Genomic DNA, 20678 nt, shown 5'->3' on the forward strand with positions numbered 1-20678 from the left:
CGACTTCGCAGGGAAATGGTTTTGAGCAAGGGAAATCTATTTTTTAGTATTTAAATATAGCAATTATCACACCAAACCCAATAGGGAAATTGGAAGGCAACCTATGCTTCGGGATTTTTATCCCGAATCCGCTTATAAAGTCGGATACCCAGCATCAAGAGGATACCCAATACGATGATCCCTACCACTCCAAAAATCCAATTGAAGGCATTTTTTAGAATTACCAAAAAGACAATGGCAAAGAGGATTAAGGTGGCACCTTCGTTCCAGATGCGCATAAATTTGGAGGTGTATTTTATCTCATCGCGTTGCAACTGACCAAACATCTGATGGTTTTTTAAATGATAGGCGATCAGCAGTACCACAAAGCCCAATTTAACATGCATCCAAGGTTGTTGTAACCAAGCGGGGAACAACAGCAATAACCAAAGGGCAAAGATAGTTGCCAGAATTGCGGAGGGCCAAGTAATGATGAACCACAAGCGCTTGGTCATCAATTTAAACTGTTTAGTAAGAATCTCCCTTTCTGGAGAGGACTTCCCATCCGCCTCTATATGATATATAAAAAGGCGCGGAATATAGAACAAGCCTGCAAACCAGGTAATCACAAAAATAAGGTGCAAGGCTTTAATATAGTTGTAATATTCGGACATAGATTCTCAATTACAGGGTAAAGATAATAGACCCTTTATTATAATGCTAATGTTATTGGAGGCCAGCGGTCAATTTATCATGGGTCCTTAACAGCTATTTCACTTCCAGGAATCAATTTATTCTTTACTTCCCTTCGCAAAAAGTAGCCGGTAACCACTGTTGCCAACACATCGGATATAGGGAAGGAAATCCATACCCCCAACTCTCCCAGATAATTGGGCAAAATTAAAATGAGCGGTATAAAAAAGAAACCCTGCCTGGATAGGGTAAGCAATAGGGCGGGCACTGCCTTCCCAATTGCCTGAAAATAGGCGGCTCCAATCAGCTGAAGTGCAATTATTGGCGTGGCGGCAAACACCCATCTCATGGCTGCCGGGGTATGCTCTAACACAAAAGCATTCATCGCTAATTCCTTGGCGGAAAGGTCGGGCCTAGAGCTCAAAAAGAGTCCGGCAATTTCTGCTGGAAATATCATAAGCCCTATAAACACTGCTGTAGCTAATATGGCCGCGTACTTAATAGCCGTATTGATGGATTCCCGTACCCTTTGGTATTTTTTAGCCCCGTAATTAAAGCCAGCTATGGGCAAGAAGCCTTGTGTAACCCCAAACACAGGGAAGAGTGCAAACATAAGCATGCGTCCAATAATCGCATACACGGCCACCATGGCCTCCCCTCCCAAATTAAAGAGGATGTTGTTCATTAAAAGGTAAATTACACTTACCACTGCTTGTCTAGATAAGGTAACAAAACCAAGGGCTCCAATTTCCTTCAGAATCCCCGTACTGAATCCCAAATGGGACCAATTAATCTTTAGTTCGGAGTTTTTGGAAAGGAAAAAGTAGAGAATATAGGCAAAACACAGCACGTACCCAATGGTAGTAGCCCAAGCCGCACCGGTCATCCCCCAATCCAACACATAGATAAAAATGTAGTCTAACACCAGGTTACCTACCGAGGGGATAATCATGGCGTTCATGGCAAACTTGGGTTTGCCCTCTGCCCGGATTACGGTGTTTCCCATCATACAGAGCGCCAAAAAAGGGACTCCGTACAGCACAATGGTATAATAGATTTTAGCGGTCTCAAATAGGTCGCCCTTCCCTCCAAAAGCAGGAATAAGACTATCGGTATAATACAAGCCTAGGATTACCATTACGACCGTTACCAATAGGGTAAGGGCAATCTGGTTCCCAAAGGTTTTCAACGCTTTCTCCTGGTTGTTGGCCCCTAGGGCACGGGAGATAATACTAGCGCCCCCAATACCGATCGCCATTCCCAAGGCCCCTATAAAAAAAGACACGGGCAGCACTACGTTTATGGCGGCTATAGCAATAGAACCAATCCAATTCCCAACAAAAATGGAATCGACCAGCACATTGAGCGACATCACCAAAATCCCGATAGCAGCAGGTACCGCCTGTTTTACCAGGAGTTTCCCGATGGGCTGATTCCCAAGCTGATCTGCCGAAGCCCTAGACATATTAAGCGGGGAGCGTTTCTTTAAGCTGCCAGTCGCTTATCCAGTTAACCATAAGCTCTACCCACTCTTGGTCATCATTTAAACAGGGAATATACTTATAGTCTTCACCACCGGCGTCCTTAAATTGTTCTTCACCTTCCATGGCAATTTCCTCCAGTGTTTCCAAGCAATCTGCAACAAAGGCAGGGGTAATAACGGCCAAACGTTTAACCCCTTCTTTTCCAAGACGTTCAAATTCGAAATCGGTATATGGTTTTAACCAAGGGTCATTGAGTAACCTAGATTGAAAGGAGATGGTTACCTTCTCATCGGGAAGGCCCAATTCTTTTTTAATCTTTTCCGTCATGTCAAAACATTGATGCCTATAACAGGTAGTATGGGCCACCGAATTGGTGCTACAACACTTATCATCCAATTTACAATGAAATTGAGTGGGATCCTTTTTATAAATCTGTCGTTCTGGGATTCCATGGTATGAAAATAAAAGGTGATCAAAGTCAAAGTCTTTTAAGCCTTTGGTAATACTATTACTCACCAATTTTACATAGTCCGGATTTCCGTAAAACGCAGGCAAGGTGGTAATTTTCATTTCCGGAAAATGGGCTTCCTTCTCTTCCATAGCTTTCACTACTACGGTTTCATAGGAAGACATGGCGTAATGCGGATACAAGGGCACCAACAAAACGTCTGTAACTCCCTGCTCTTTCAATTCCTGAAGTCCATTTTTAATGCTCATACTCCCGTAACGCATTCCCAAGGCAACGGGAATTTCAGAGAGTTTCTTCACCTTGTCCGTAAACCTTTCCGAAATAACTACCAAGGGCGACCCCTCTTCCCACCAGATTTTCTGATAGGCTTCGGCCGACTTCTTAGGTCTGGTTCTCAAAATGATGCCGCGCACAAGTATCGTTCGCCACCATAAAGGCACATCAATTACCCGCTCATCCATTAAAAACTCGTCCAAATATGGCTTTACATCTTTCGGGGTGGGACTATCGGGAGATCCCAGGTTTACCAACAAAACTCCTTTCATTATAAAACTGCTAATTATTTAATGTTGCACAAAAATAACACTTGTAAAGGAACTAAAATTTAAAACACCCAAATACTTCTCGATCCTACTATAGAGGAAGTCGATTCTACCCCCTGTAAGCGCGCCCCCTAAAGATTCTTGCTCCCTCTCCCCCTCCAAACTGCTACCCAACCCGCCCCTTATAATTCCAAAACCATTCAGTATAAAATTTTTAAATCCCAGAAACCGGCTTTCACTACACCCCTCCCTAAAAACAAGAAGTCTTCTCAATTGATAAGTAGAAACAACTGCAAATTGGTGTAGTTATAAAGTAAAAAGACTATACCAAACTTCAATCAAAAACAGCAAAACAACCCCTACCACCCTGTCAATAAGCTACTTACCCACACAACATACCGTTAAGTATTTACAATCAAGCTCCTTTAAGCGAGAATCACGACTTTAATCAAAATCCCGCCACCTTAGCTTTAGGCAGTTTGGTGTTTGGAGGGTGCTCCTATCTTTATCCCTTGAAAAAGCACCTAGAAGCCATTACATTTTGTATTTTTGAAGGGATGCTTTAGGCAGCACAAGTGGCACGGGTTTTGTTCCTAAAACCAACAAACAAAGCATCCAAAAGAATATTTACACCAAGCTATGAACTTATTAGGTTTTAAATTTTTTGGCCCCACGAGTCGCATTTTGGCATTGCTAGTCCTATCAGTGGTTACCTCAGTTGGGAATGCCCAGGACATTATTTGCTCCCTACAGGATCGAAAAGCTTTTGAAGCTAAAATAACTGAAATCTCAAATTTAAATTCTACTAACCTAGGGGAAACCATGGTAGCTGTGGGAAAAACATTTATAGGCATTCCCTACGTGGCAAAAACTTTGGAAATTGGAGATAAAGAATCCCTGGTGGTGAATTTACAAGGCTTGGATTGCACCACTTTTGTAGAGAATGTACTGGCTTTTAGCCGCATGCTGGCAATGAATCAGTCCGATTTTAATTCCTATACGGAGCACTTAGAGACCATTCGGTATAGAGATGGTACCCTAGATGGCTACCCCTCTAGACTTCACTACTTTTCGGAATGGTTTGCCAACAATGAAAAGAAAGGACTTATAAAGGATTTAACTGCCAGTATGGGCGGGGTGGAAAGTAGCAAGGAGATTAATTTTATGAGTACACACAGAAACCTGTACCCATTTTTAAAAGAGGTTGAAAACTACAAAAAGATCAAAGAATCCGAACAGTTTTTAAAAGACCAGTCCATCTTTATCCTTCCTCAGGACAAAATTGCCGAGATGGAATATTTGATACAGAGCGGGGATATTATCGCCATGACCACCTCTATAGAAGGACTAGACATCACCCATACGGGAATAGCGACCAGAGAAGCAGATGGCAGAATCCATTTATTGCACGCTTCCACAGGCTCCATGGAAGTAGAAGTTACCACCCTTCCCTTGGCAGACTACTTAAAAGAAGTGAAGAATAATACGGGAATTATGGTAGCTAGGGTAATTACCCCCTCTTTAAGCTTCCGCCGATTCTAATAGCCCTGCAAAATACCTATCAGTATACCACTCTGCTCTCCTGTTTTCACCAACTCCCTAGCAGCCCCTTGTGTATGTATGATTGTACCTAAATAGAATTCCAGTCTAGAGAATTAAAAGGTATTTGAGAAAAAAACAAGCACCAACCTCAGGGCTGATGTTTGTAAATTGGTAAGTGTTTAACTTTAGAGCCTACACCTTATATCTAATTTTGGTTTTCCTTAATCCACAGAAATAAGATGTACGTCAAATATAAGTACGGACCCCCCAGGGATGGAACTATAGTCCTGACTGCCATAGCCTAAATGAGAAGGCACCAACAACATCCCGCTACCGCCTTCCTTAAAATATTGAATACCCTCTGTCCAGCCGCGAATAACCCGCTGCAGCGGAAAGGAAATTCCTTCCGACGGACTCTGATCGAACACCTGTCCGTTGGTGAAGTACCCTTTATAGGCCACCGTAACCTCGGAAGTTGCGGTAGGTTGCACCCCATCCCCTTCCTCGTTAATTACATAATAAAGTCCGCTAGCACTTTTTTCTGCCTGTAGGTTATTTGCCTCTAGATAAGCAACAATTTCAGAGTCGTTCTTGGCCCTAAAATCGGTTTCCCCATTTTTCCCACAGGAAACCACAAGGGTAAGTGTTAAAACAAAAAGCAATTTTTTCATAAACTATATTTTTTTCAGGAACAAATATAATACAAAATGGCGCTAACCATCAGCCTAATATACTGGTGGTTCCACAAAAAAAAACACCTAGTACCGCTATCCAATTTATAGCGAAAAAGGTGTTCTTGTCTGAATAGAATTTCACTAATTACACCACAAACCCATCCCTATAGGTCCTAGTAACAAACTGATTGGCCGCTTCCAAATTGGTGATTTGCATATTCTCCCCATCCCACAATAACTTTTTACGGGCAAAGAAGTCCATTTTCCCTTCCTCGTTTTCCCTTTGCAGCAGATAACTTCTTATAGCCAGATTCCCCATCAATACGGTTTCTGTCATTGGTCCCGCATAATCAAAGGAAGATGTTAGCCCCAGGTGCTCTGTACTGCCAAAACCAGCTTTACAGGCATCTACCCACTTCCTGTGATGTCCGTACTCGGGCTCATCACTTACTTCTACCTCGGGACCAAATTCCGTAGTCCCATCATTCAGGTATAATTTTGGCATCAAGGGAGAGCTATCATTAATATTGGTAGAAATAATCCCGTTTTCACCTATAATCAATACCCCATTCCTACTTCCATCTCCTCCAATATCATGATCAGCAGGAATAATCTCTGGATGGGAGGGTCTAATACCTCCATCGCTCCATGTCAATTCTATAGGGGAGCCACTTTTCTCGGTAGCATCAAAATGCAGGGTTATAAAGGAAGAAGCAGGACACCCTTCTGGATGGTATTCCGGAGTCCACATTTTTGTATATACGGCCCCCACACTACATTCGGCATCTGTAGGATATTTAAGTCCCAGGGTACGGAAGGGAATGTCTATCAAATGACAGCCCACATCCCCCAAGGCACCGGTACCATAATCCCACCACCCTCGCCATCCAAAGGGATGCATATTTGGTGTATAAGGCTTTAAGGGCGCCGGTCCTAGCCATAGGTCCCAATTAAGGTCCTTTGGTTTGGAGCCGGGATCTGGTTGAGGCATGGCACCCCCCTGTGGCCATACTGGCCGATTGGTCCACACCTGCACCTTGGAGATAGCTCCTAATTGCCCAGAGTCTACCCACTTTTGCACCATTCCCAAGAGGGGGTTAGACCCCCCTTGATTTCCCATTTGAGTGACAATTTTCTTTTCCCTTGCCATCTCGGTAAGCCTTCTGGCCTCCCTAATATTATGGGTCATGGGCTTTTGCACATAAACATGTACTCCACGTTCCATTGCGTAGGCTGCTGCCGGGGCATGAACATGATCTGGGGTAGAGATGGTCACGGCATCTATCCCCTTTTCTTTATCCAGCATTTCCCTATAATCCGCATAAACCTTTGCCTTTGGGAACTGCGCGAGGGATTTAGCGGCCGATCCGGAAAAATCCACATCGCACAGGGCAACTACTTTTTCCCTGCCCCCTACTGAAGCATGGCGGATGTCACTGGCTCCCTTACCCCCAGCACCAATGGCTGCCAGATTTAATCGGTCGCTCGGGGCGGTATAACCTACCCCGCCCAGCACAAATCTGGGTACAATAAAAATGGAGGAGGCCATAGCCCCTTTTCTAATAAAGGAACGACGGGAAGTATCCGCCTTGGTCGGTTTTTTATTTTCCATAATCACATAATTTTAAAGTCGGTATATAAATCCATTCTCCCTATGGGAGGTCCATTCCATTATTGGGCTGGTCTGCCTCAGCTCCTATTACAAAAAATGAAAGCAGCCATTGGCAGCAGTGCGTACTAAGCTACTAAAGGACGCAGTGCGATAAAAAAGATAAAAGCAATATAATCAGGATAATAGGGAATAACCAACGGTATTTTATCGAATTCCGATCAAAATTTGTCATGAGGACAGAAAAAGACCCAAGAAACCACGACCTCAATAATTCTTGGCCATAAAAAAAGCCATCGCCTTTAGAAACCCTTTGCGATGGCTTTAATCTATAGTTTTATGGATGCGAAAAATGGTCCTAGTTTGTTTTTAAAACATAAAGGCCACTATCTTTTTGTTTAAAACCTAGACTCTTATATAGACTGATAGCTGCCTTCCGCTTATCATTACTAAAAAGTAAAATTTCGGAAAGGCCATCTTTCTTGCCCTCATCTACCAGCTTCTCCATCAACTTACGTCCTAATCCCTGTCCTCTATAGGCTTTGTCTACCACCACATCCTCTACCCAGCCCTTATAACCGGAAATCACAGTATAGGTACACATTAAGGCAATCCCCACCATTTTATCCTTGTCCATACAATAGGCGAAGGTAATAGCGTTTTCTGGCTTAAAAACTTCGTCAAGATTCACCTGCTCTATGGTGTCGTTCAACTGGGAAAATAAATCCTTTACTTGTTGTGCAAAGTCATCGTTTACGTCCGATGGTTGTAAAATGGCAATCTTCATGGTATTTCCTTTAATTTGCTAGCTCCTTATCTGAGGTTCACCTAAACCAATGCTCCTTGGAAGCTAGGAATTGTTAAAAATGAATTCCCAAAGATAGGAAAGGTTTTAACATCCATAACCTTAGCAACCAGAGAAAGGGCTTTATACCAAGAATCAGCCATTATATTAAAATATAGAAGGTTCCTGTACACTCCTATAACAGCACCATAGGTCAGCCCACGGTTCAAGAGAAACCTTTTATAAAACTGGAAAAAAGCAAGGTAGATTTCGGAGTTTGCGATCTATAGATCGCGCCCCAAACAGTAAGCGATACCCCCTACCAAATGCTGTCTAAACAGGGGATCGTCATAGGCCGCCTCCGTATGGCCAAGCCCGGTATAAAAAGCCCTCCCCCCATCAAATTCGTGATACCAAGCTATTGGGTGATAGTCCCCATTCTCGCCTCCCTCGTAACTACTTTCGTCTAGCTGCATCACTACCTGGATATCGGGATTGATATTTCTAAAATTATACCATTCATCAAAATGGGTCCACGTATCTTCCAAATGCTCAGTTGCAGGGTGATCGCGATCTACCACTTCCAAAAGTGCCTCCTGTTGTTTGGGGTGACTTTTAAAGTAAGCCCCTACCAACTTCCCATACCAGGGCCACTCATATTCCGTATCTGCTGCAGCATGTATTCCCATAAAGCTTCCCCCACCACGGATATACTCCTCAAAGGCTCGCTGCTCCGCATCCCCTAACACATCCATGGTGGTATTTAGGAATACCACCAGTTGGTAATTTTTAAGATTAGCTGAACTAAATTGTAAAGAGTCTGAGGTTTGAGTTACCGCAAAGTTATTGGTCATTCCCAACTGAACCAAGGTAGTCACTCCTTTTTCTATGGAGCTATGCCTAAAACCATTAGTCTTTGTAAACACCAACACCTGATCCTTGCTTTTCATAGTTGCCGGCACCAAACGCTGGGGTACGGTTACTGGATGGGTGTGCAAATGGGGATTTAGGATAACCTCTTCCTCAATTTTGGCGCTACCGCATCCGGCAATCACCACTAGGGCGATAAACGCCAGTACTGTTTTAAGTTGTTTCATTATAGTGCTTTAACTTTGGTTCTTGACCTTAAATATCGCTATTTTAATTGGAACCTAAGGCACGGAACAACATGAATTCCCGACAAGTAGCCCTAACTAAATCACAAGGCAGCTACCGCCCTATACGTAGTTTACAAGTAATCATTTTTTATATCAGCCAAAGCATCAATTATCCGTTGGCCATGGACATAAGATATTTTTTTGGGGTAGTCCCGTATCTTTTCTTAAAGGCAGAAATAAAATGGCTGGCCGTACTATAACCTACCTTAAGTCCCACCTCGTTTACATTAAACCTTCCGGTTTCCAGCATTTTGCGAGCATACTCCATTTTATAATCGAAAAGAAAACTAAAAACAGTATCCCCGTAAATTTGTTTAAATCCGTCTTTTAACTTCTTAAGGCTCAACCCAATCTCCTCGGACAGCTCTACCAGGGTAGGTGGCTCTGCCATTCTGGAAATAATGATTTCCTTGGCTTTTCTAATTCGCCTCACATTGTCCTCATCCACTAAAAACGGACACTGTTCCATATCCGTATCCCCAGTCTTATTAAAATAGAGAGAGATCAGTTCATAAACCTTTCCCTTAACATATAGCTCCTTGATGGACGGATGCAGGTTGTAATTCATTATCTGGCTAAGCACTACCGCAATGGCGGGCGATACCGGATCCTGGGAATAATACTTCTTGTCTTTATTCTCTGCGCTTAAAAAAGGAATATAATTTGCTTCCTTGGAAAATAGGGAATGGAATTTTCGAATGGTCATCACCACAGAAACCATCCAAGAATTAGGACTCAATACCAAGTTTAGAGGTAAATCTACCTGGGTATTATAAAGCAGCAAGGAGTTCTCCTCGGACACCTCCAAGGAATAACGCCCTTCGTTAAAGACAAAGGTTGCCCCGCCTTTTAAACAGAAGTGAAATTGAATATACGTACTGTCTATCTCCCTGGTAACCGACTGACTATCAATACTATCATTCTGAATCTTCAATAAATAAAAGCCGTCTTCCACAAATACCTCCTCGAAGGAACCTTGAGCGATGTTTTTCTCTTTCATAAGCTGCAATTTAAGGCGTTTCTATTTAGATGCATTCTAAATAAAATAGATGCAAAATGCCTACACACCCGCTAAATTAGCGCATTAAGGCCTTATTAATACTAAATATTAGTTAAAATCCTACAATCGATACTAATTGTTCTTCTAGCGTTATTTTAATACCTTTGTTGCAGTTAATTTTGCGGCACTCTTAAGAGTTCTTATGAAAGATTATAATATTTCTAAACACAGTTCATTTTATGCGATTGGCCTCAATTACAAAAAGGCTGACGCTGTTATACGGGGTAAATTCAGCTTAAGCGAAGATGCGATAAGCCAATTGCTAGAGCAGGCAAAGAAGAATGACCTGGAGGACCTCTTGGTCACCTCCACGTGTAACCGTACCGAGTTATACGGATTCGCCAAACATCCATTTCAATTAATCAAATTGTTATGCGATAATACCCAAGGCACCTTGGAGGAGTTTCAAGAAGTAGCCTATGTATATAAAAACTACGATGCCATAAACCATCTGTTTAGGATGGGAACCGGATTGGATAGTCAGATTTTGGGCGATTTTGAGATTATCAGTCAGTTGCGCCAGAGCTTTAATCGGTCCAAAAAGCACAAAATGGCCCAACCCTTCATGGAGCGCCTGTGCAATTCCGTAATCCAGGCAAGTAGAAGGATTAAGAATGAGACCGAGATTTCTTCGGGGGCTACCTCAGTAGCTTTTGCCTCGGTTCATTACATCATCAACAATGTACCGAATATTTCAGAAAAGAACATTCTACTTTTTGGAACTGGAAAAATAGGAAGGAACACCTGTGAAAACCTTATTAAGCACACAAAAAACTCACATATCACCCTCATAAACCGCACCAAGGGTAAGGCAGAGAAAATTGCCGGCAAATTTAACCTGATTGTTAAGGATTATGGGGATCTACAAACGGAAATTCGCAACACGGATGTCCTCATTGTTGCCACTGGTGCACATACGCCCACCATTTCCAAGGAGCTGATCCACACTAAAAAACCCTTATTGATCTTGGATCTTTCCATTCCAAAGAACGTATCGGAAAATGTTACGGACTTAGAGAACGTTACCGTGGTACATTTGGATCATTTATCTCAAATGACGGATGAAACCCTGGAAAACAGAAAGAAATATGTTCCCCAGGCCGAAGCGATTATTAAGGAGGTAAAGGGAGATTTCCTCAAATGGCTAGAAACCAGAAAATTTGCACCGGTAATTAAGGCTTTAAAAGAAAAGCTGAGCACCATGAAGGAGGAAGAATTGGATTTCCAGAGCAAAAAGCTCACCAATTTCAACTCCGAACAGGCAGATATTGTAACCGAACGTATCATACAAAAAATCACCACCCAATTTGCCAATCACCTCCGGGAGAAGGAAAGTGATTCCGATAGCAGCTTGGAACTTATACAACGGGTTTTTCAACTAGAATTGGAATCAAAATGAAAACGATAAGAATTGGCACACGCGATAGTCAACTTGCACTATGGCAAGCCCATACCGTACAATCAGAATTAGAAGCACAGGGATATAAAACCGAAATCGTGGCTGTAAAATCTACGGGCGATTTGGTACTTAACAAACCCCTGTACGAACTGGGCATCGTTGGGGTGTTCACCAAAACATTGGATGCAGCCATGATCAATGGCCAGGTAGATATTGCCGTGCACTCCATGAAGGACGTTCCTACACGGCTCCCCAAAGGGATTATACAATCTGCCGTATTACCAAGAGCTCATTCCCAGGACATACTCGTCTATAAGGAACTCGATTTCCTTAATGGGGAAGGCACCGTAGCCACTGGCAGCTTAAGGAGGCAGGCACAATGGCTTAACAAATATCCAAACCACAAGGTCAGTGATATTCGTGGGAACGTTATTACCCGACTCCAAAAGTTGGAAGACAATCCATGGAACGCAGCCGTTTTTGCCAAGGCAGGCCTAGAGCGAATTGAGGTATTACCAGAAAACCATATCGATCTGGACTGGATGATTCCTGCCCCAGCGCAAGGGGCCATGGTAGTGGTTACCATGGAGAACGATTCTTTCTCTACGGAAGCAGTCAGCAAACTTAACCATACACCTACCGCTATGTGCACCCATGTAGAACGCCAATTCCTTCAGGTATTGGAAGGCGGTTGTTCTGCACCTATTGGCGCGTTGGCCACCCTAGAAAATGACCAGTTGCATTTTAAGGGCGTGCTACTTTCATTGGATGGCAAGGAGAAAATGGAGATTAAAAAATCTATTCCCAGCAAGGAGTACGCAGACTTCGGAAAGGCCTGCGCCTTAGAGATCTTAGGGAATGGCGGAAAGGAAATAATGGAAAACATAAAAGAAGCATTGGCATAATCCAAGCTCGGACCTAACACTATATATCCATGAGCATACGCCTGCTATCTACCAAAATTCTCAGTCCCTCGCAATCGGCCCTACTATCAAAGGGACCTTTTAACATTGAGGCGTACGATTCTTTAAAAATAGAACTGCTCTATCAGGAGATAGACACCTCCTACAGGCACGTCATATTCACCAGTCAAAATACGGTAAAGTCCTATTTAAAGAATCTAGAGGAAGCGGCCAACCTCAACCATATAAAGAATTCCAAAGATCTTTCCTCCCAGATCACTGCCTATTGTGTAGGAGAAAAAACAAAGGCGTTATTGGAGGAAAACGGGATTAAAGTGGTAGCAGTGACCCATTACGGAGCAGATTTGGCAAAAATATTAGTCTCAGAATACTCACAACATTCCTTCTTGTTCCTATGTGGCAATAAAAGAAGGTTCGAGATCCCGACCAGTCTAAAAGAAAACAACATTCATTTTAAGGAACAGGTGGTCTATAAAAATAGCCCCAACCCCAAAGGCTTTAGCACCGCTTTTGATGGGATCCTCTTTTTTAGTCCAACCGGTATAGAAAGCTATCAGATGAAAAACACCCTATCGGACAGTATCGCTTTCTGCATTGGGACCACCACGGCAGAAGAAGCAAAAAAATACACCTCCAATATCGTAGTCGCCAAAAAACCAACGGTAGAAAGCGTCTTGGAAAAGGTAGTTGAACATTATAAATCAAAATAAATTAATAGTCGTCCCCTCCGCAATCCAATCCGTAAAGGCAAGCGAAAAACGCCTAGAGTATAGAAAATGGCGGGACGGAAATTAAACCTTATACTATGAGCATAAAGAATGATTTATTCCTAAGAGCGTTAAAAGGAGAAACAGTAGAGCGACCACCCGTATGGATGATGCGCCAAGCAGGAAGGTATTTGCCAGAGTTTATGGCAATCCGTGACAAATACGATTTCTTCACCCGCTGTAGAACGCCAGAATTGGCAAGTGAAATTACCGTACAGCCCATCCGCAGGTACGGAATGGATGCCGCTATCTTGTTCAGCGACATTTTGGTGATTCCACAAGCCATGAATATAGAGGTGGAAATGAAGCCTAATTTCGGACCCTATTTGCCCAATCCGGTGAGGGATCAAAAAGGCGTAGACAATATAATCATTCCAGATGTTAACGTGGAATTAGATTATGTAATGCAGGCCATAAAAGCCACCAAAGAATTACTGAACGACGAGATACCCCTAATCGGTTTCGCAGGTTCTCCATGGACCATTTTGTGCTATGTAGTACAAGGCCAGGGGAGTAAAACCTTTGACAAGGCCAAGGAGTTCTGCTTTACCAATCCGGTTGCAGCACATCAATTGTTACAGAAAATTACAGACACCACCATCGCCTATTTAAAAGCCAAGGTAAAGGCCGGCGTTAATGCCGTTCAGGTGTTCGATTCTTGGGGAGGCATGCTCTCTCCGGTAGACTACCAAGAGTTCTCCTTCCAGTACATTCAGCAAATAATTGATGCCTTAAAGGACGAAACTCCTGTTATTGTATTTGGAAAAGGATGTTGGTTTGCCTTGGGTGATATGGCAAAATCCGGTGCTTCTGCCCTAGGGGTAGACTGGACCTGCTCCCCAAAGAATGCAAGGTACCTTTCTGGAGGCAATATAACCCTGCAAGGGAATTTTGATCCGCACAGATTGTTGTCGCCCCCGGCAGAAATCAAGAAAATGGTCACCCAAATGATTAACGAGTTTGGAAAGGACAAATATGTGGTAAACTTAGGCCACGGTATACTCCCACACATTCCATTGGACCATGCCAAAGCCTTTATAGACGCAGTAAAAGAATACGGAAATTAATTAATGGGGCGTGTCCCTTTTTTGCAGAAAAGCAAAAAAGGGTCGCGCTTTCCGTTATATCTTTTATTTTTATACCAGCATCCCCCATCACGACCTAGCTTCCACCAAAAGGAACACCCCCAAAGCAATGGTGGAGAAAATAAAAGGATGCCACGTCAATCGCTCACGCAAAACACTGCCCATGATCAAAAATATACTAAAAGGTATTACAGCCTATTCAGGTACTTTTAAGATCATTTCCCGCCTTGGGCTATGGAAGTACTTTTGGATTCCCATTCTTATTAGCCTTCTTACGGCAACTCTTATTATTACTACCGCCTACGGCTTTTCAGACAATATAGGGGGCTTCCTCTCCCAAGCATGGATATGGGAATGGGGAAAACAGACCGTCCTAACGATCACTGAAGTGCTTGGAGGAATAGTCATTCTAGTCTTAGGTTTTATACTGTACAAACATTTAGTAATGGCGCTTTCCGCACCCTTTATGAGTCCGGTATCAGAAAAAATAGAGGCCCACATCCTGGGAACCAAACCCCATAGCAAAAGAGCTACTAGTTTTTTCCAGCAACTCTGGCGCGGACTCCGCATTAACCTGCGGAACCTGGGGATGGAATTGCTATGGACAATTCCTATTTTATTATTTGGCCTAATTCCCGTAATTGGAGTGGTATCGGCCTTTTTATTATTGCTGGTACAGGCCTACTATGCCGGTTTTGGGAATATGGACTATACCCTAGAGCGGCATTTTAACTATCGGGAAAGTATTCTGTTTGTAAAACAAAACAAAGGATTGGCCATAGGAAACGGCCTGGTGTTTATGCTGTTTCTCTTTATTCCGGTCATTGGGGTGATCCTAGTATTGCCCTTGTCCGTAACAGCGGCTACCACTAGGACGGTTGCCCTGTTAAATACGAAGAATGATTTACCAAGAAAATAAACCTACAAGGTCTCAAAGTCCTTGCAGGTTGAGACCGACCTGCACCTAGGTCTATCAAAAAAAATGAAAAAATGAAAAATAAATTTTACAACTATATCGTACAGCTTCAAGATACCATCACCGCCAAATTGGAGGAAGTAGATGGTACGGCTGTTTTTAAAGAAGACCTTTGGGAACGCCCAGAAGGCGGAGGAGGTCGTACCAGAGTTATAGAAAACGGGGCCGTTTTTGAAAAGGGAGGGGTAAACATCTCCGCCGTACACGGGGCCCTACCAGAGAGCATGCAAAAGTATTTTGGGGTTGAGAACGCCGATTTTTTCGCCTGCGGACTAAGCCTAGTCCTTCACCCAAAAAATCCGATGGTGCCCACCGTGCATGCCAATTGGCGCTATTTTGAAATGTACGACCAAGAAGGGAATATCGTAGACCAATGGTTTGGAGGCGGACAAGATCTTACCCCCTACTACCTATTTGATGAGGACGCCAAACACTTCCATACAGTTTGCAAAAATGCCTGTGACAAACACCACCCCAGCTTTTATGCTAAATACAAGGAACGGTGCGATCAGTATTTCTGGAATACCCATAGGAACGAGGCCAGGGGCGTAGGCGGACTTTTCTATGACTATTGCAAAGCGACCGACGGGATGAGCATGGAAGACTGGTATAATTTTGAAACCGAAGTGGGCAACAGCTTTTTAGAAGCCTATATTCCCATTGTAGAAAGAAGAAAGGACCTGCCTTACACCGAAGAGCAGCGGACCTGGCAAGAAATAAGACGTGGCAGGTATGTAGAATTTAACCTTGTACACGATAAAGGCACCCTCTTTGGACTAAAGACCAATGGCAGAATAGAGAGTATTTTAATGAGTTTGCCCCCACAGGTACAATGGCGTTATGACCACCATCCGGAAGAAGGAAGTGAGGAAGAGCGACTAATAAAAGTGCTGACAAAGCCAAAAGAATGGGTATAACCCCAAAGGAAAGCGTATGGGAAAGTCTGGAAAAGAAAAAAACACCCTGGCCAAGGCAAAGCACAGTAAACTGGTAAATAGAAAGAAGAATAAAATTAAAAAAGACCAGGAAAAAAGGAAAGAGCGCTTAAAAGCAATCCTTGCACAACATTCTAATCAGCAGAAAAAAGAGGCCAAGTAGGATCCCGAAAACACCCATAGCATTATCAGTAAGTGAAAACCACCAACGAAAACACCATGAACTGCCCTTGTGGAAGCCTTAAACCCTATCCCGATTGCTGCCAGGTGGCGCACCTCAACCTCTCCATGGTAACCACCGCAGAGCAGTTGATGCGGTCCAGATACACGGCTTTTGTAATGGCCAATGGAGATTACCTCATGGCGAGTCATCACAAGAGTACTAGGCCGCTTAAGGAAAAAGCCTCCATTGTAGCCTGGGCCAAATCCGTTAGTTGGATCCGCCTAGAAGTTTTGGAAACCACCAAGGGTAAAAAGAACGACACTAAGGGCACCGTTACTTTTAACGCCTATTTCTATGAAAATGGACAGGTAGCGGTAATCCATGAGAAATCACTTTTCAGAAAGGAACAGGGCATTTGGCAGTATGTGGGCATCTCCCAATAAACCAATGCCAAGCCATACGGATTAGGCATAGTTCCCTTATCTTTGTTTAATAATAAAAAACGTAGCAATGCATCCATTAATAAGAAATAGAAGACTTCGTTCAAATGAAGCCATTCGCTCCCTAGTTAGGGAAACCATTCTAACACCAAACGATTTTTTAGTGCCCCTTTTCGTAGTAGAAGGAAAGGGAGTTAAGCAAGAGATTCCCTCCATGCCTAACTACTATCGTTTAAGTTTGGACCTTCTAGAAAAAGAAGTTAAGGAACTATGGGCCATGGGATTGAAATCCGTTTTAATATTTGCCATGGTTCCAGAAAATTTGAAGGACAATAAGGGCAAGGAGGCAACAAACCCAAAAGGGCTAATGCAACGTGCCGTAAAAACAATTAAAAATGCCTGTCCGGAAATGCTTGTAATGACCGATGTGGCCTTTGACCCTTACTCCTCTTACGGACACGATGGTATTGTAGAGGACGGAATCATTATAAATGACGACAGCGTAGAGATCCTCACGGAGATGAGTCTGAGCCATGCCGAAGCGGGCGCCGATTTTGTGGCCCCCAGCGATATGATGGACGGAAGGATATTGAGTATCCGCGAGGCCTTGGAAGATGAAGGCTATATCAATACGGGGATCATGGCCTATAGCGCTAAATACGCAAGTGCCTTTTACGGTCCCTTTAGGGATGCCTTAGATTCTGCCCCTGGTTTTGGAGACAAAAAAACCTACCAAATGGATTACGCCAACAGACTGGAAGCCCTCAGGGAAACAGAAATGGATATCGATGAAGGTGCAGACATTGTGATGGTAAAGCCTGGACTCTGTTACCTAGACATCGTCAGGGAAGTTAGAGACCTAGTAGATGTACCCGTAGCAGTCTACCAAGTATCGGGCGAATACGCAATGGTAAAGGCAGCTGCTGAAAAGGGTTGGTTAGATCACGATGCCGTAATGATGGAGCAACTAACCGCCATAAAAAGAGCGGGCGCCAATATCATTGCCAGCTATTTTGCCAAGGATGCCGTAAAATTATTGGGATAACCACATTTTAGGAGTCCATCCATCGAAACCTACTATTACAAAAAGCCTTGAAGCATCCGCATCAAGGCTTTTTTTCTTCCCTCCTATAGGCGGCAAAGGAGTATAACAGAAATGTATTGTCTGACCCAAGAACCAAATCCAATATATTTTTGCCGCTAATGCAGCATAGCCCTCCAACCTTATTAAATTATTCTTATTTTAGTACTCTATCCGACGTATATGGGCCTACTTTTCTTTTTCGCATTTATATCAATTCTATTTTCATTCCTGTGTTCCATTCTGGAAGCGGTTCTTTTGAGTATACCTCCCACTTTCATCAACCTAAAAAAAAAGGAGGGAAAACCTTATGCGCACGAATTAGAGGTACTTAAAAAAGACGTAGACAAACCCCTTATTGCCATCTTAACCTTCAATACCGTGGCACATACGGTGGGTGCTATCTTGGTTGGGGTACAGGCAAAAGTGGTCTATTCCGAACTTTACGAAGACACCAGCAGAACCTTTTTAGGGCTCAACTTTACCGAAGGGGCTATGGTAGGTTTGGTATCTACCATCATGACCATTCTTATTCTGATTGCCTCAGAAATCATTCCCAAGACCATTGGTGCCACCTATTGGAAGCAACTGGTAAACTTTACTACCAAAACGCTCAAGATTATGGTATGGGCACTACGCTATACGGGCTTGTTATGGGCGCTACAACTCTTTACCAAACTTATTAGCAGCAAAGGCATGGAAGGAAGCGTATTGAGCAGAGAAGATTTTTCTGCCATGACCGATATTGCCCACGAGGAAGGAGTGTTCCAGGAATCGGAATCCAACATAATCCGCAACCTATTAACCTTTAACAAGGTGCTGGTAAAGGATATTATGACCCCTAGGGCCGTCGTTAAAATTGCTTCCGAAGAGACCAGTATAAAAGAGTTTTATAATGCCAATGCACAAATGCCCTTTTCTAGGATCCCTGTTTACCACAAGAAAATGGACAATATCACTGGGTTTGTCCTTAAAGATGAGGTATTGGAAGAAATCATCCGTGAAAATGGAGAGGCACCACTATCCACAATAAAGCGGGATATTTTAGTAAGCAACCGAAAAACCCCCATTCCAGAGCTTTTTGAGACCTTTATTACCAAACGGGAGCATATTGCTCTGGTGGTAGATGAATACGGCTCCGTTAGCGGCGTGGTAAGTATGGAGGATATTTTGGAAACCTTGTTGGGTATGGAGATTGTGGATGAAAGCGATAGTGTGGCCGACTTACAGCATTTGGCACGGAAAAACTGGAGGGAGCGCGCTAAAAAGCTTGGGATAACCGGGGAAGAAAAGCAGCAGGAATGATGGAGACGGCCTATGTAGGAACTCCCCTGGGAGTTGCCAAATTAATAGGGGATGAAACAGGCTTGTCTTACCTCAGCTTATTGGATGAATCCCAAAAACTTACCGACGTAATTCCCGAGGTATTGGAGGATGCCGTTTATCAATTAAACGAATATTTTGCGGGCAAGAGAACCGAGTTCAGTTTGCAATTGAATCCAGAAGGAACGCCGTTTCAACAAAAGGTGTGGCAAGCGCTACAGGAAATTCCCTATGGACAGACCGTCACTTATGGGGAATTATCCAAATCCTTGGGCGACCCAAAGGCCATAAGGGCCGTTGCATCCGCCAATGGTAAAAATCCACTATGGATTGTAATTCCATGCCATAGGGTCATTGGAAGTGACGGATCACTTACTGGATATGCAGGGGGATTAGAGCGAAAAAAATGGCTTTTGGAGCACGAAAGTCCAGCTAAGCAACTCTCCCTCTTCTAAAAATTACAAACCACATGGTCGGAACCCTTAAAAATAACCGGCTTATAGGGCGGTAAAAGCGCATTAGGACGATGATAGTTGCCGTTAAAAGATAAATCAGGAAAATCCTCAGCAAAATTATAGGCTCTCACCAACCTAGGGGTCGGTTACCCACTTTTTTCTTAAGAATAGCCTCTTGGCAAGAACTTGTGGTATAATCAAGCAACATATCCTTTGAAGTAGGTGCTGCTAAATCTGTTTATGATTCCAACTAACGCTATCTTTTCACTTGGAAAGCTTTGGAAAAGATACTACAATTCCCACCCAATATCCAAACATAATTACCCCCAATTTAACATACCTACTTTCCGATAAGAAACCCCATTTCCATTTTTGTATCTTCCCTAAAGAAAGTATATTGGAATAAAAATATCCCTCCCCTATGTTACACACTATTAATTTGGAAGACATCCTTTTTTTGGACATAGAAACCGTTCCAGAACAAGCGCATTTTAATTTATTGGACGAGACCAAAAAAGAGCTTTGGGAGCAGAAATCCAAATACCAGCGCAAAGACGAATTTACTGCGGAGGAGTTTTATGAACGTGCCGGAATTTGGGCCGAGTTTGGAAAGGTCATCACTATTTCGGTAGGTTATTTTAATATAAGCGGGGATCAACGAAACTATAGGGTTACTTCCTTCCATGGCGAGGAATCCAAACTTTTAAATGATTTTAAAAGCCTTCTAGACACCCACTTTAATAGTCCCAAGCACCTTTTATGTGGCCACAACGGCAAGGAATTCGATTTTCCCTATATCGCCAGACGGATGATTATCCACGGCATAGCCATCCCAGAGAAATTGAATCTTTTTGGGAAGAAACCATGGGAAATTCCACATTTGGATACTATGGAGCTATGGAAGTTTGGCGACTACAAGCATTTTACCTCCCTAAAACTTTTGGCCAATGTACTGGGAATTGCTTCCCCTAAAGAAGATTTGGATGGCAGCATGGTAAAAGAGGTTTATTACCAGGAGAAAAACATGGGGCGTATCATAAATTATTGCGAGCTAGATGTCATCACTACGGCGCAGGTGTTTTTAAGGTTACGTGGAGACAGCCTCTTAGAGGAAGAGGAAATCAAGCGGATTTAGGCT

Annotated in this window: 21 protein-coding genes; 13 read left to right on the forward strand and 8 right to left on the reverse strand. The window is 43.1% G+C overall.

All coding sequences use genetic code 11. The features are described from left to right. Positions 1 to 101 precede the first annotated feature (101 nt). From BV214_RS05185 to hemH, 3 genes are all read right to left on the reverse strand, one after another. A complete protein-coding gene (locus BV214_RS05185; protein WP_086476435.1) occupies positions 102 to 653 on the reverse strand; it encodes a CopD family protein in 552 nt (183 codons plus the stop codon). Positions 654 to 730: 77 nt separating this feature from the next. Further along, positions 731 to 2137: an MATE family efflux transporter gene (locus BV214_RS05190; protein WP_086476436.1), complete on the reverse strand. Its 1407-nt coding sequence runs from the start codon at positions 2135 to 2137 to the stop codon at positions 731 to 733. 1 nt (position 2138) lies between these two features. Further along, the gene (gene hemH, locus BV214_RS05195; RefSeq protein ID WP_086476437.1) at positions 2139 to 3170 is read right to left on the reverse strand and encodes a ferrochelatase; all 1032 of its coding nucleotides are present in this window, start codon (positions 3168 to 3170) and stop codon (positions 2139 to 2141) included. A gap of 636 nt (positions 3171 to 3806) precedes the next feature. Between hemH and BV214_RS05205 the strand changes: the two genes are divergently transcribed. Continuing rightward, positions 3807 to 4709 carry an N-acetylmuramoyl-L-alanine amidase-like domain-containing protein gene (locus tag BV214_RS05205; protein WP_086476439.1) on the forward strand — a complete coding sequence of 301 codons (903 nt, stop codon included), beginning with the start codon at positions 3807 to 3809 and terminating at the stop codon, positions 4707 to 4709. Positions 4710 to 4930: 221 nt separating this feature from the next. Here BV214_RS05205 and BV214_RS05210 read toward each other — a convergent pair whose 3' ends face one another. The 5 genes from BV214_RS05210 to BV214_RS05230 all read right to left on the reverse strand — a co-directional run bounded on the left by BV214_RS05210 (position 4931) and on the right by BV214_RS05230 (position 9933). After that, positions 4931 to 5380, reverse strand: a complete 450-nt coding sequence (locus BV214_RS05210) for an FKBP-type peptidyl-prolyl cis-trans isomerase (protein ID WP_086476440.1) — start codon at positions 5378 to 5380, stop codon at positions 4931 to 4933. A 148-nt stretch (positions 5381 to 5528) separates the two neighbouring features. After that, positions 5529 to 6995 (reverse strand): Gfo/Idh/MocA family protein, encoded by a 1467-nt coding sequence (locus BV214_RS05215; RefSeq protein ID WP_086476441.1) that lies wholly within the window; start codon positions 6993 to 6995, stop codon positions 5529 to 5531. A gap of 355 nt (positions 6996 to 7350) precedes the next feature. Beyond that, positions 7351 to 7779, reverse strand: coding sequence for a GNAT family N-acetyltransferase (locus tag BV214_RS05220; protein WP_086476442.1), 429 nt, complete (start codon positions 7777 to 7779; stop codon positions 7351 to 7353). Between the two features lie 281 nt (positions 7780 to 8060). Then, the gene (locus tag BV214_RS05225) at positions 8061 to 8873 is read right to left on the reverse strand and encodes a ThuA domain-containing protein (RefSeq protein ID WP_086476443.1); all 813 of its coding nucleotides are present in this window, start codon (positions 8871 to 8873) and stop codon (positions 8061 to 8063) included. Between the two features lie 169 nt (positions 8874 to 9042). Then, positions 9043 to 9933 (reverse strand): AraC family transcriptional regulator, encoded by an 891-nt coding sequence (locus BV214_RS05230; protein WP_086476444.1) that lies wholly within the window; start codon positions 9931 to 9933, stop codon positions 9043 to 9045. A 202-nt stretch (positions 9934 to 10135) separates the two neighbouring features. Between BV214_RS05230 and hemA the strand changes: the two genes are divergently transcribed. The 12 genes from hemA (at position 10136) to BV214_RS05290 (ending at position 20675) form a co-directional block, all read left to right on the forward strand. Next, positions 10136 to 11392 carry a glutamyl-tRNA reductase gene (hemA, locus tag BV214_RS05235; protein ID WP_086476445.1) on the forward strand — a complete coding sequence of 419 codons (1257 nt, stop codon included), beginning with the start codon at positions 10136 to 10138 and terminating at the stop codon, positions 11390 to 11392. Then, the gene (gene hemC, locus BV214_RS05240; RefSeq protein ID WP_086476446.1) at positions 11383 to 12297 is read left to right on the forward strand and encodes a hydroxymethylbilane synthase; all 915 of its coding nucleotides are present in this window, start codon (positions 11383 to 11385) and stop codon (positions 12295 to 12297) included. Before hemA ends, hemC begins: the two co-directional genes overlap by 10 nt. 29 nt (positions 12298 to 12326) lie before the next feature. Further along, entirely contained in the window at positions 12327 to 13025 is a 699-nt protein-coding gene (locus BV214_RS05245; protein ID WP_086476447.1) for a uroporphyrinogen-III synthase, read from the forward strand. Between the two features lie 95 nt (positions 13026 to 13120). Further along, positions 13121 to 14149, forward strand: a complete 1029-nt coding sequence (hemE, locus tag BV214_RS05250; RefSeq protein ID WP_086476448.1) for a uroporphyrinogen decarboxylase — start codon at positions 13121 to 13123, stop codon at positions 14147 to 14149. Between the two features lie 181 nt (positions 14150 to 14330). After that, positions 14331 to 15086 (forward strand): EI24 domain-containing protein, encoded by a 756-nt coding sequence (locus tag BV214_RS05255; RefSeq protein WP_086476476.1) that lies wholly within the window; start codon positions 14331 to 14333, stop codon positions 15084 to 15086. A gap of 71 nt (positions 15087 to 15157) precedes the next feature. Beyond that, entirely contained in the window at positions 15158 to 16060 is a 903-nt protein-coding gene (gene hemF / locus BV214_RS05260) for an oxygen-dependent coproporphyrinogen oxidase (RefSeq protein WP_086476449.1), read from the forward strand. A gap of 16 nt (positions 16061 to 16076) precedes the next feature. Further along, a complete protein-coding gene (locus BV214_RS16730) occupies positions 16077 to 16241 on the forward strand; it encodes a hypothetical protein (protein WP_176328459.1) in 165 nt (54 codons plus the stop codon). A gap of 32 nt (positions 16242 to 16273) precedes the next feature. Further along, positions 16274 to 16684: a YchJ family protein gene (locus BV214_RS05265; protein ID WP_317045166.1), complete on the forward strand. Its 411-nt coding sequence runs from the start codon at positions 16274 to 16276 to the stop codon at positions 16682 to 16684. Between the two features lie 67 nt (positions 16685 to 16751). After that, positions 16752 to 17726: a porphobilinogen synthase gene (hemB, locus tag BV214_RS05270; RefSeq protein ID WP_086476450.1), complete on the forward strand. Its 975-nt coding sequence runs from the start codon at positions 16752 to 16754 to the stop codon at positions 17724 to 17726. A gap of 219 nt (positions 17727 to 17945) precedes the next feature. After that, on the forward strand, positions 17946 to 19067 hold the full coding sequence (locus BV214_RS05280) for a CNNM domain-containing protein (RefSeq protein ID WP_086476452.1): 1122 nt from the start codon (positions 17946 to 17948) through the stop codon (positions 19065 to 19067). Continuing rightward, positions 19067 to 19540 (forward strand): methylated-DNA--[protein]-cysteine S-methyltransferase, encoded by a 474-nt coding sequence (locus BV214_RS05285; protein ID WP_086476478.1) that lies wholly within the window; start codon positions 19067 to 19069, stop codon positions 19538 to 19540. The genes BV214_RS05280 and BV214_RS05285 overlap by 1 nt, the downstream gene beginning before the upstream one ends. A 421-nt stretch (positions 19541 to 19961) precedes the next feature. Beyond that, positions 19962 to 20675: a 3'-5' exonuclease gene (locus BV214_RS05290; protein WP_086476453.1), complete on the forward strand. Its 714-nt coding sequence runs from the start codon at positions 19962 to 19964 to the stop codon at positions 20673 to 20675. Positions 20676 to 20678 lie beyond the last annotated feature (3 nt).

It is taken from the genome of Arenibacter amylolyticus (assembly GCF_002150785.1).
In the GTDB taxonomy this organism is placed as follows: Bacteria; Bacteroidota; Bacteroidia; order Flavobacteriales; family Flavobacteriaceae; genus Arenibacter; species Arenibacter amylolyticus.

Bases quoted from the DNA above. Each gene is read 5' to 3' on its own strand.
- BV214_RS05215 (WP_086476441.1), bottom strand. From the start codon at position 6,995: ATGGAAAATAAAAAACCGACCAAGGCGGATACTTCCCGTCGTTCCTTT.
- BV214_RS05245 (WP_086476447.1), top strand. From the start codon at position 12,327: ATGAGCATACGCCTGCTATCTACCAAAATTCTCAGTCCCTCGCAATCG.
- BV214_RS16730 (WP_176328459.1), top strand. From the start codon at position 16,077: ATGGGAAAGTCTGGAAAAGAAAAAAACACCCTGGCCAAGGCAAAGCAC.
- BV214_RS05225 (WP_086476443.1), bottom strand. From the start codon at position 8,873: ATGAAACAACTTAAAACAGTACTGGCGTTTATCGCCCTAGTGGTGATT.
- hemB (WP_086476450.1), top strand. From the start codon at position 16,752: ATGCATCCATTAATAAGAAATAGAAGACTTCGTTCAAATGAAGCCATT.
- BV214_RS05290 (WP_086476453.1), top strand. From the start codon at position 19,962: ATGTTACACACTATTAATTTGGAAGACATCCTTTTTTTGGACATAGAA.
- BV214_RS05280 (WP_086476452.1), top strand. From the start codon at position 17,946: ATGGGCCTACTTTTCTTTTTCGCATTTATATCAATTCTATTTTCATTC.
- BV214_RS05285 (WP_086476478.1), top strand. From the start codon at position 19,067: ATGGAGACGGCCTATGTAGGAACTCCCCTGGGAGTTGCCAAATTAATA.
- BV214_RS05255 (WP_086476476.1), top strand. From the start codon at position 14,331: ATGATCAAAAATATACTAAAAGGTATTACAGCCTATTCAGGTACTTTT.
- BV214_RS05220 (WP_086476442.1), bottom strand. From the start codon at position 7,779: ATGAAGATTGCCATTTTACAACCATCGGACGTAAACGATGACTTTGCA.
- BV214_RS05210 (WP_086476440.1), bottom strand. From the start codon at position 5,380: ATGAAAAAATTGCTTTTTGTTTTAACACTTACCCTTGTGGTTTCCTGT.
- hemA (WP_086476445.1), top strand. From the start codon at position 10,136: ATGAAAGATTATAATATTTCTAAACACAGTTCATTTTATGCGATTGGC.
- hemF (WP_086476449.1), top strand. From the start codon at position 15,158: ATGAAAAATAAATTTTACAACTATATCGTACAGCTTCAAGATACCATC.
- BV214_RS05190 (WP_086476436.1), bottom strand. From the start codon at position 2,137: ATGTCTAGGGCTTCGGCAGATCAGCTTGGGAATCAGCCCATCGGGAAA.
- hemE (WP_086476448.1), top strand. From the start codon at position 13,121: ATGAGCATAAAGAATGATTTATTCCTAAGAGCGTTAAAAGGAGAAACA.
- BV214_RS05230 (WP_086476444.1), bottom strand. From the start codon at position 9,933: ATGAAAGAGAAAAACATCGCTCAAGGTTCCTTCGAGGAGGTATTTGTG.
- BV214_RS05205 (WP_086476439.1), top strand. From the start codon at position 3,807: ATGAACTTATTAGGTTTTAAATTTTTTGGCCCCACGAGTCGCATTTTG.
- BV214_RS05185 (WP_086476435.1), bottom strand. From the start codon at position 653: ATGTCCGAATATTACAACTATATTAAAGCCTTGCACCTTATTTTTGTG.
- hemH (WP_086476437.1), bottom strand. From the start codon at position 3,170: ATGAAAGGAGTTTTGTTGGTAAACCTGGGATCTCCCGATAGTCCCACC.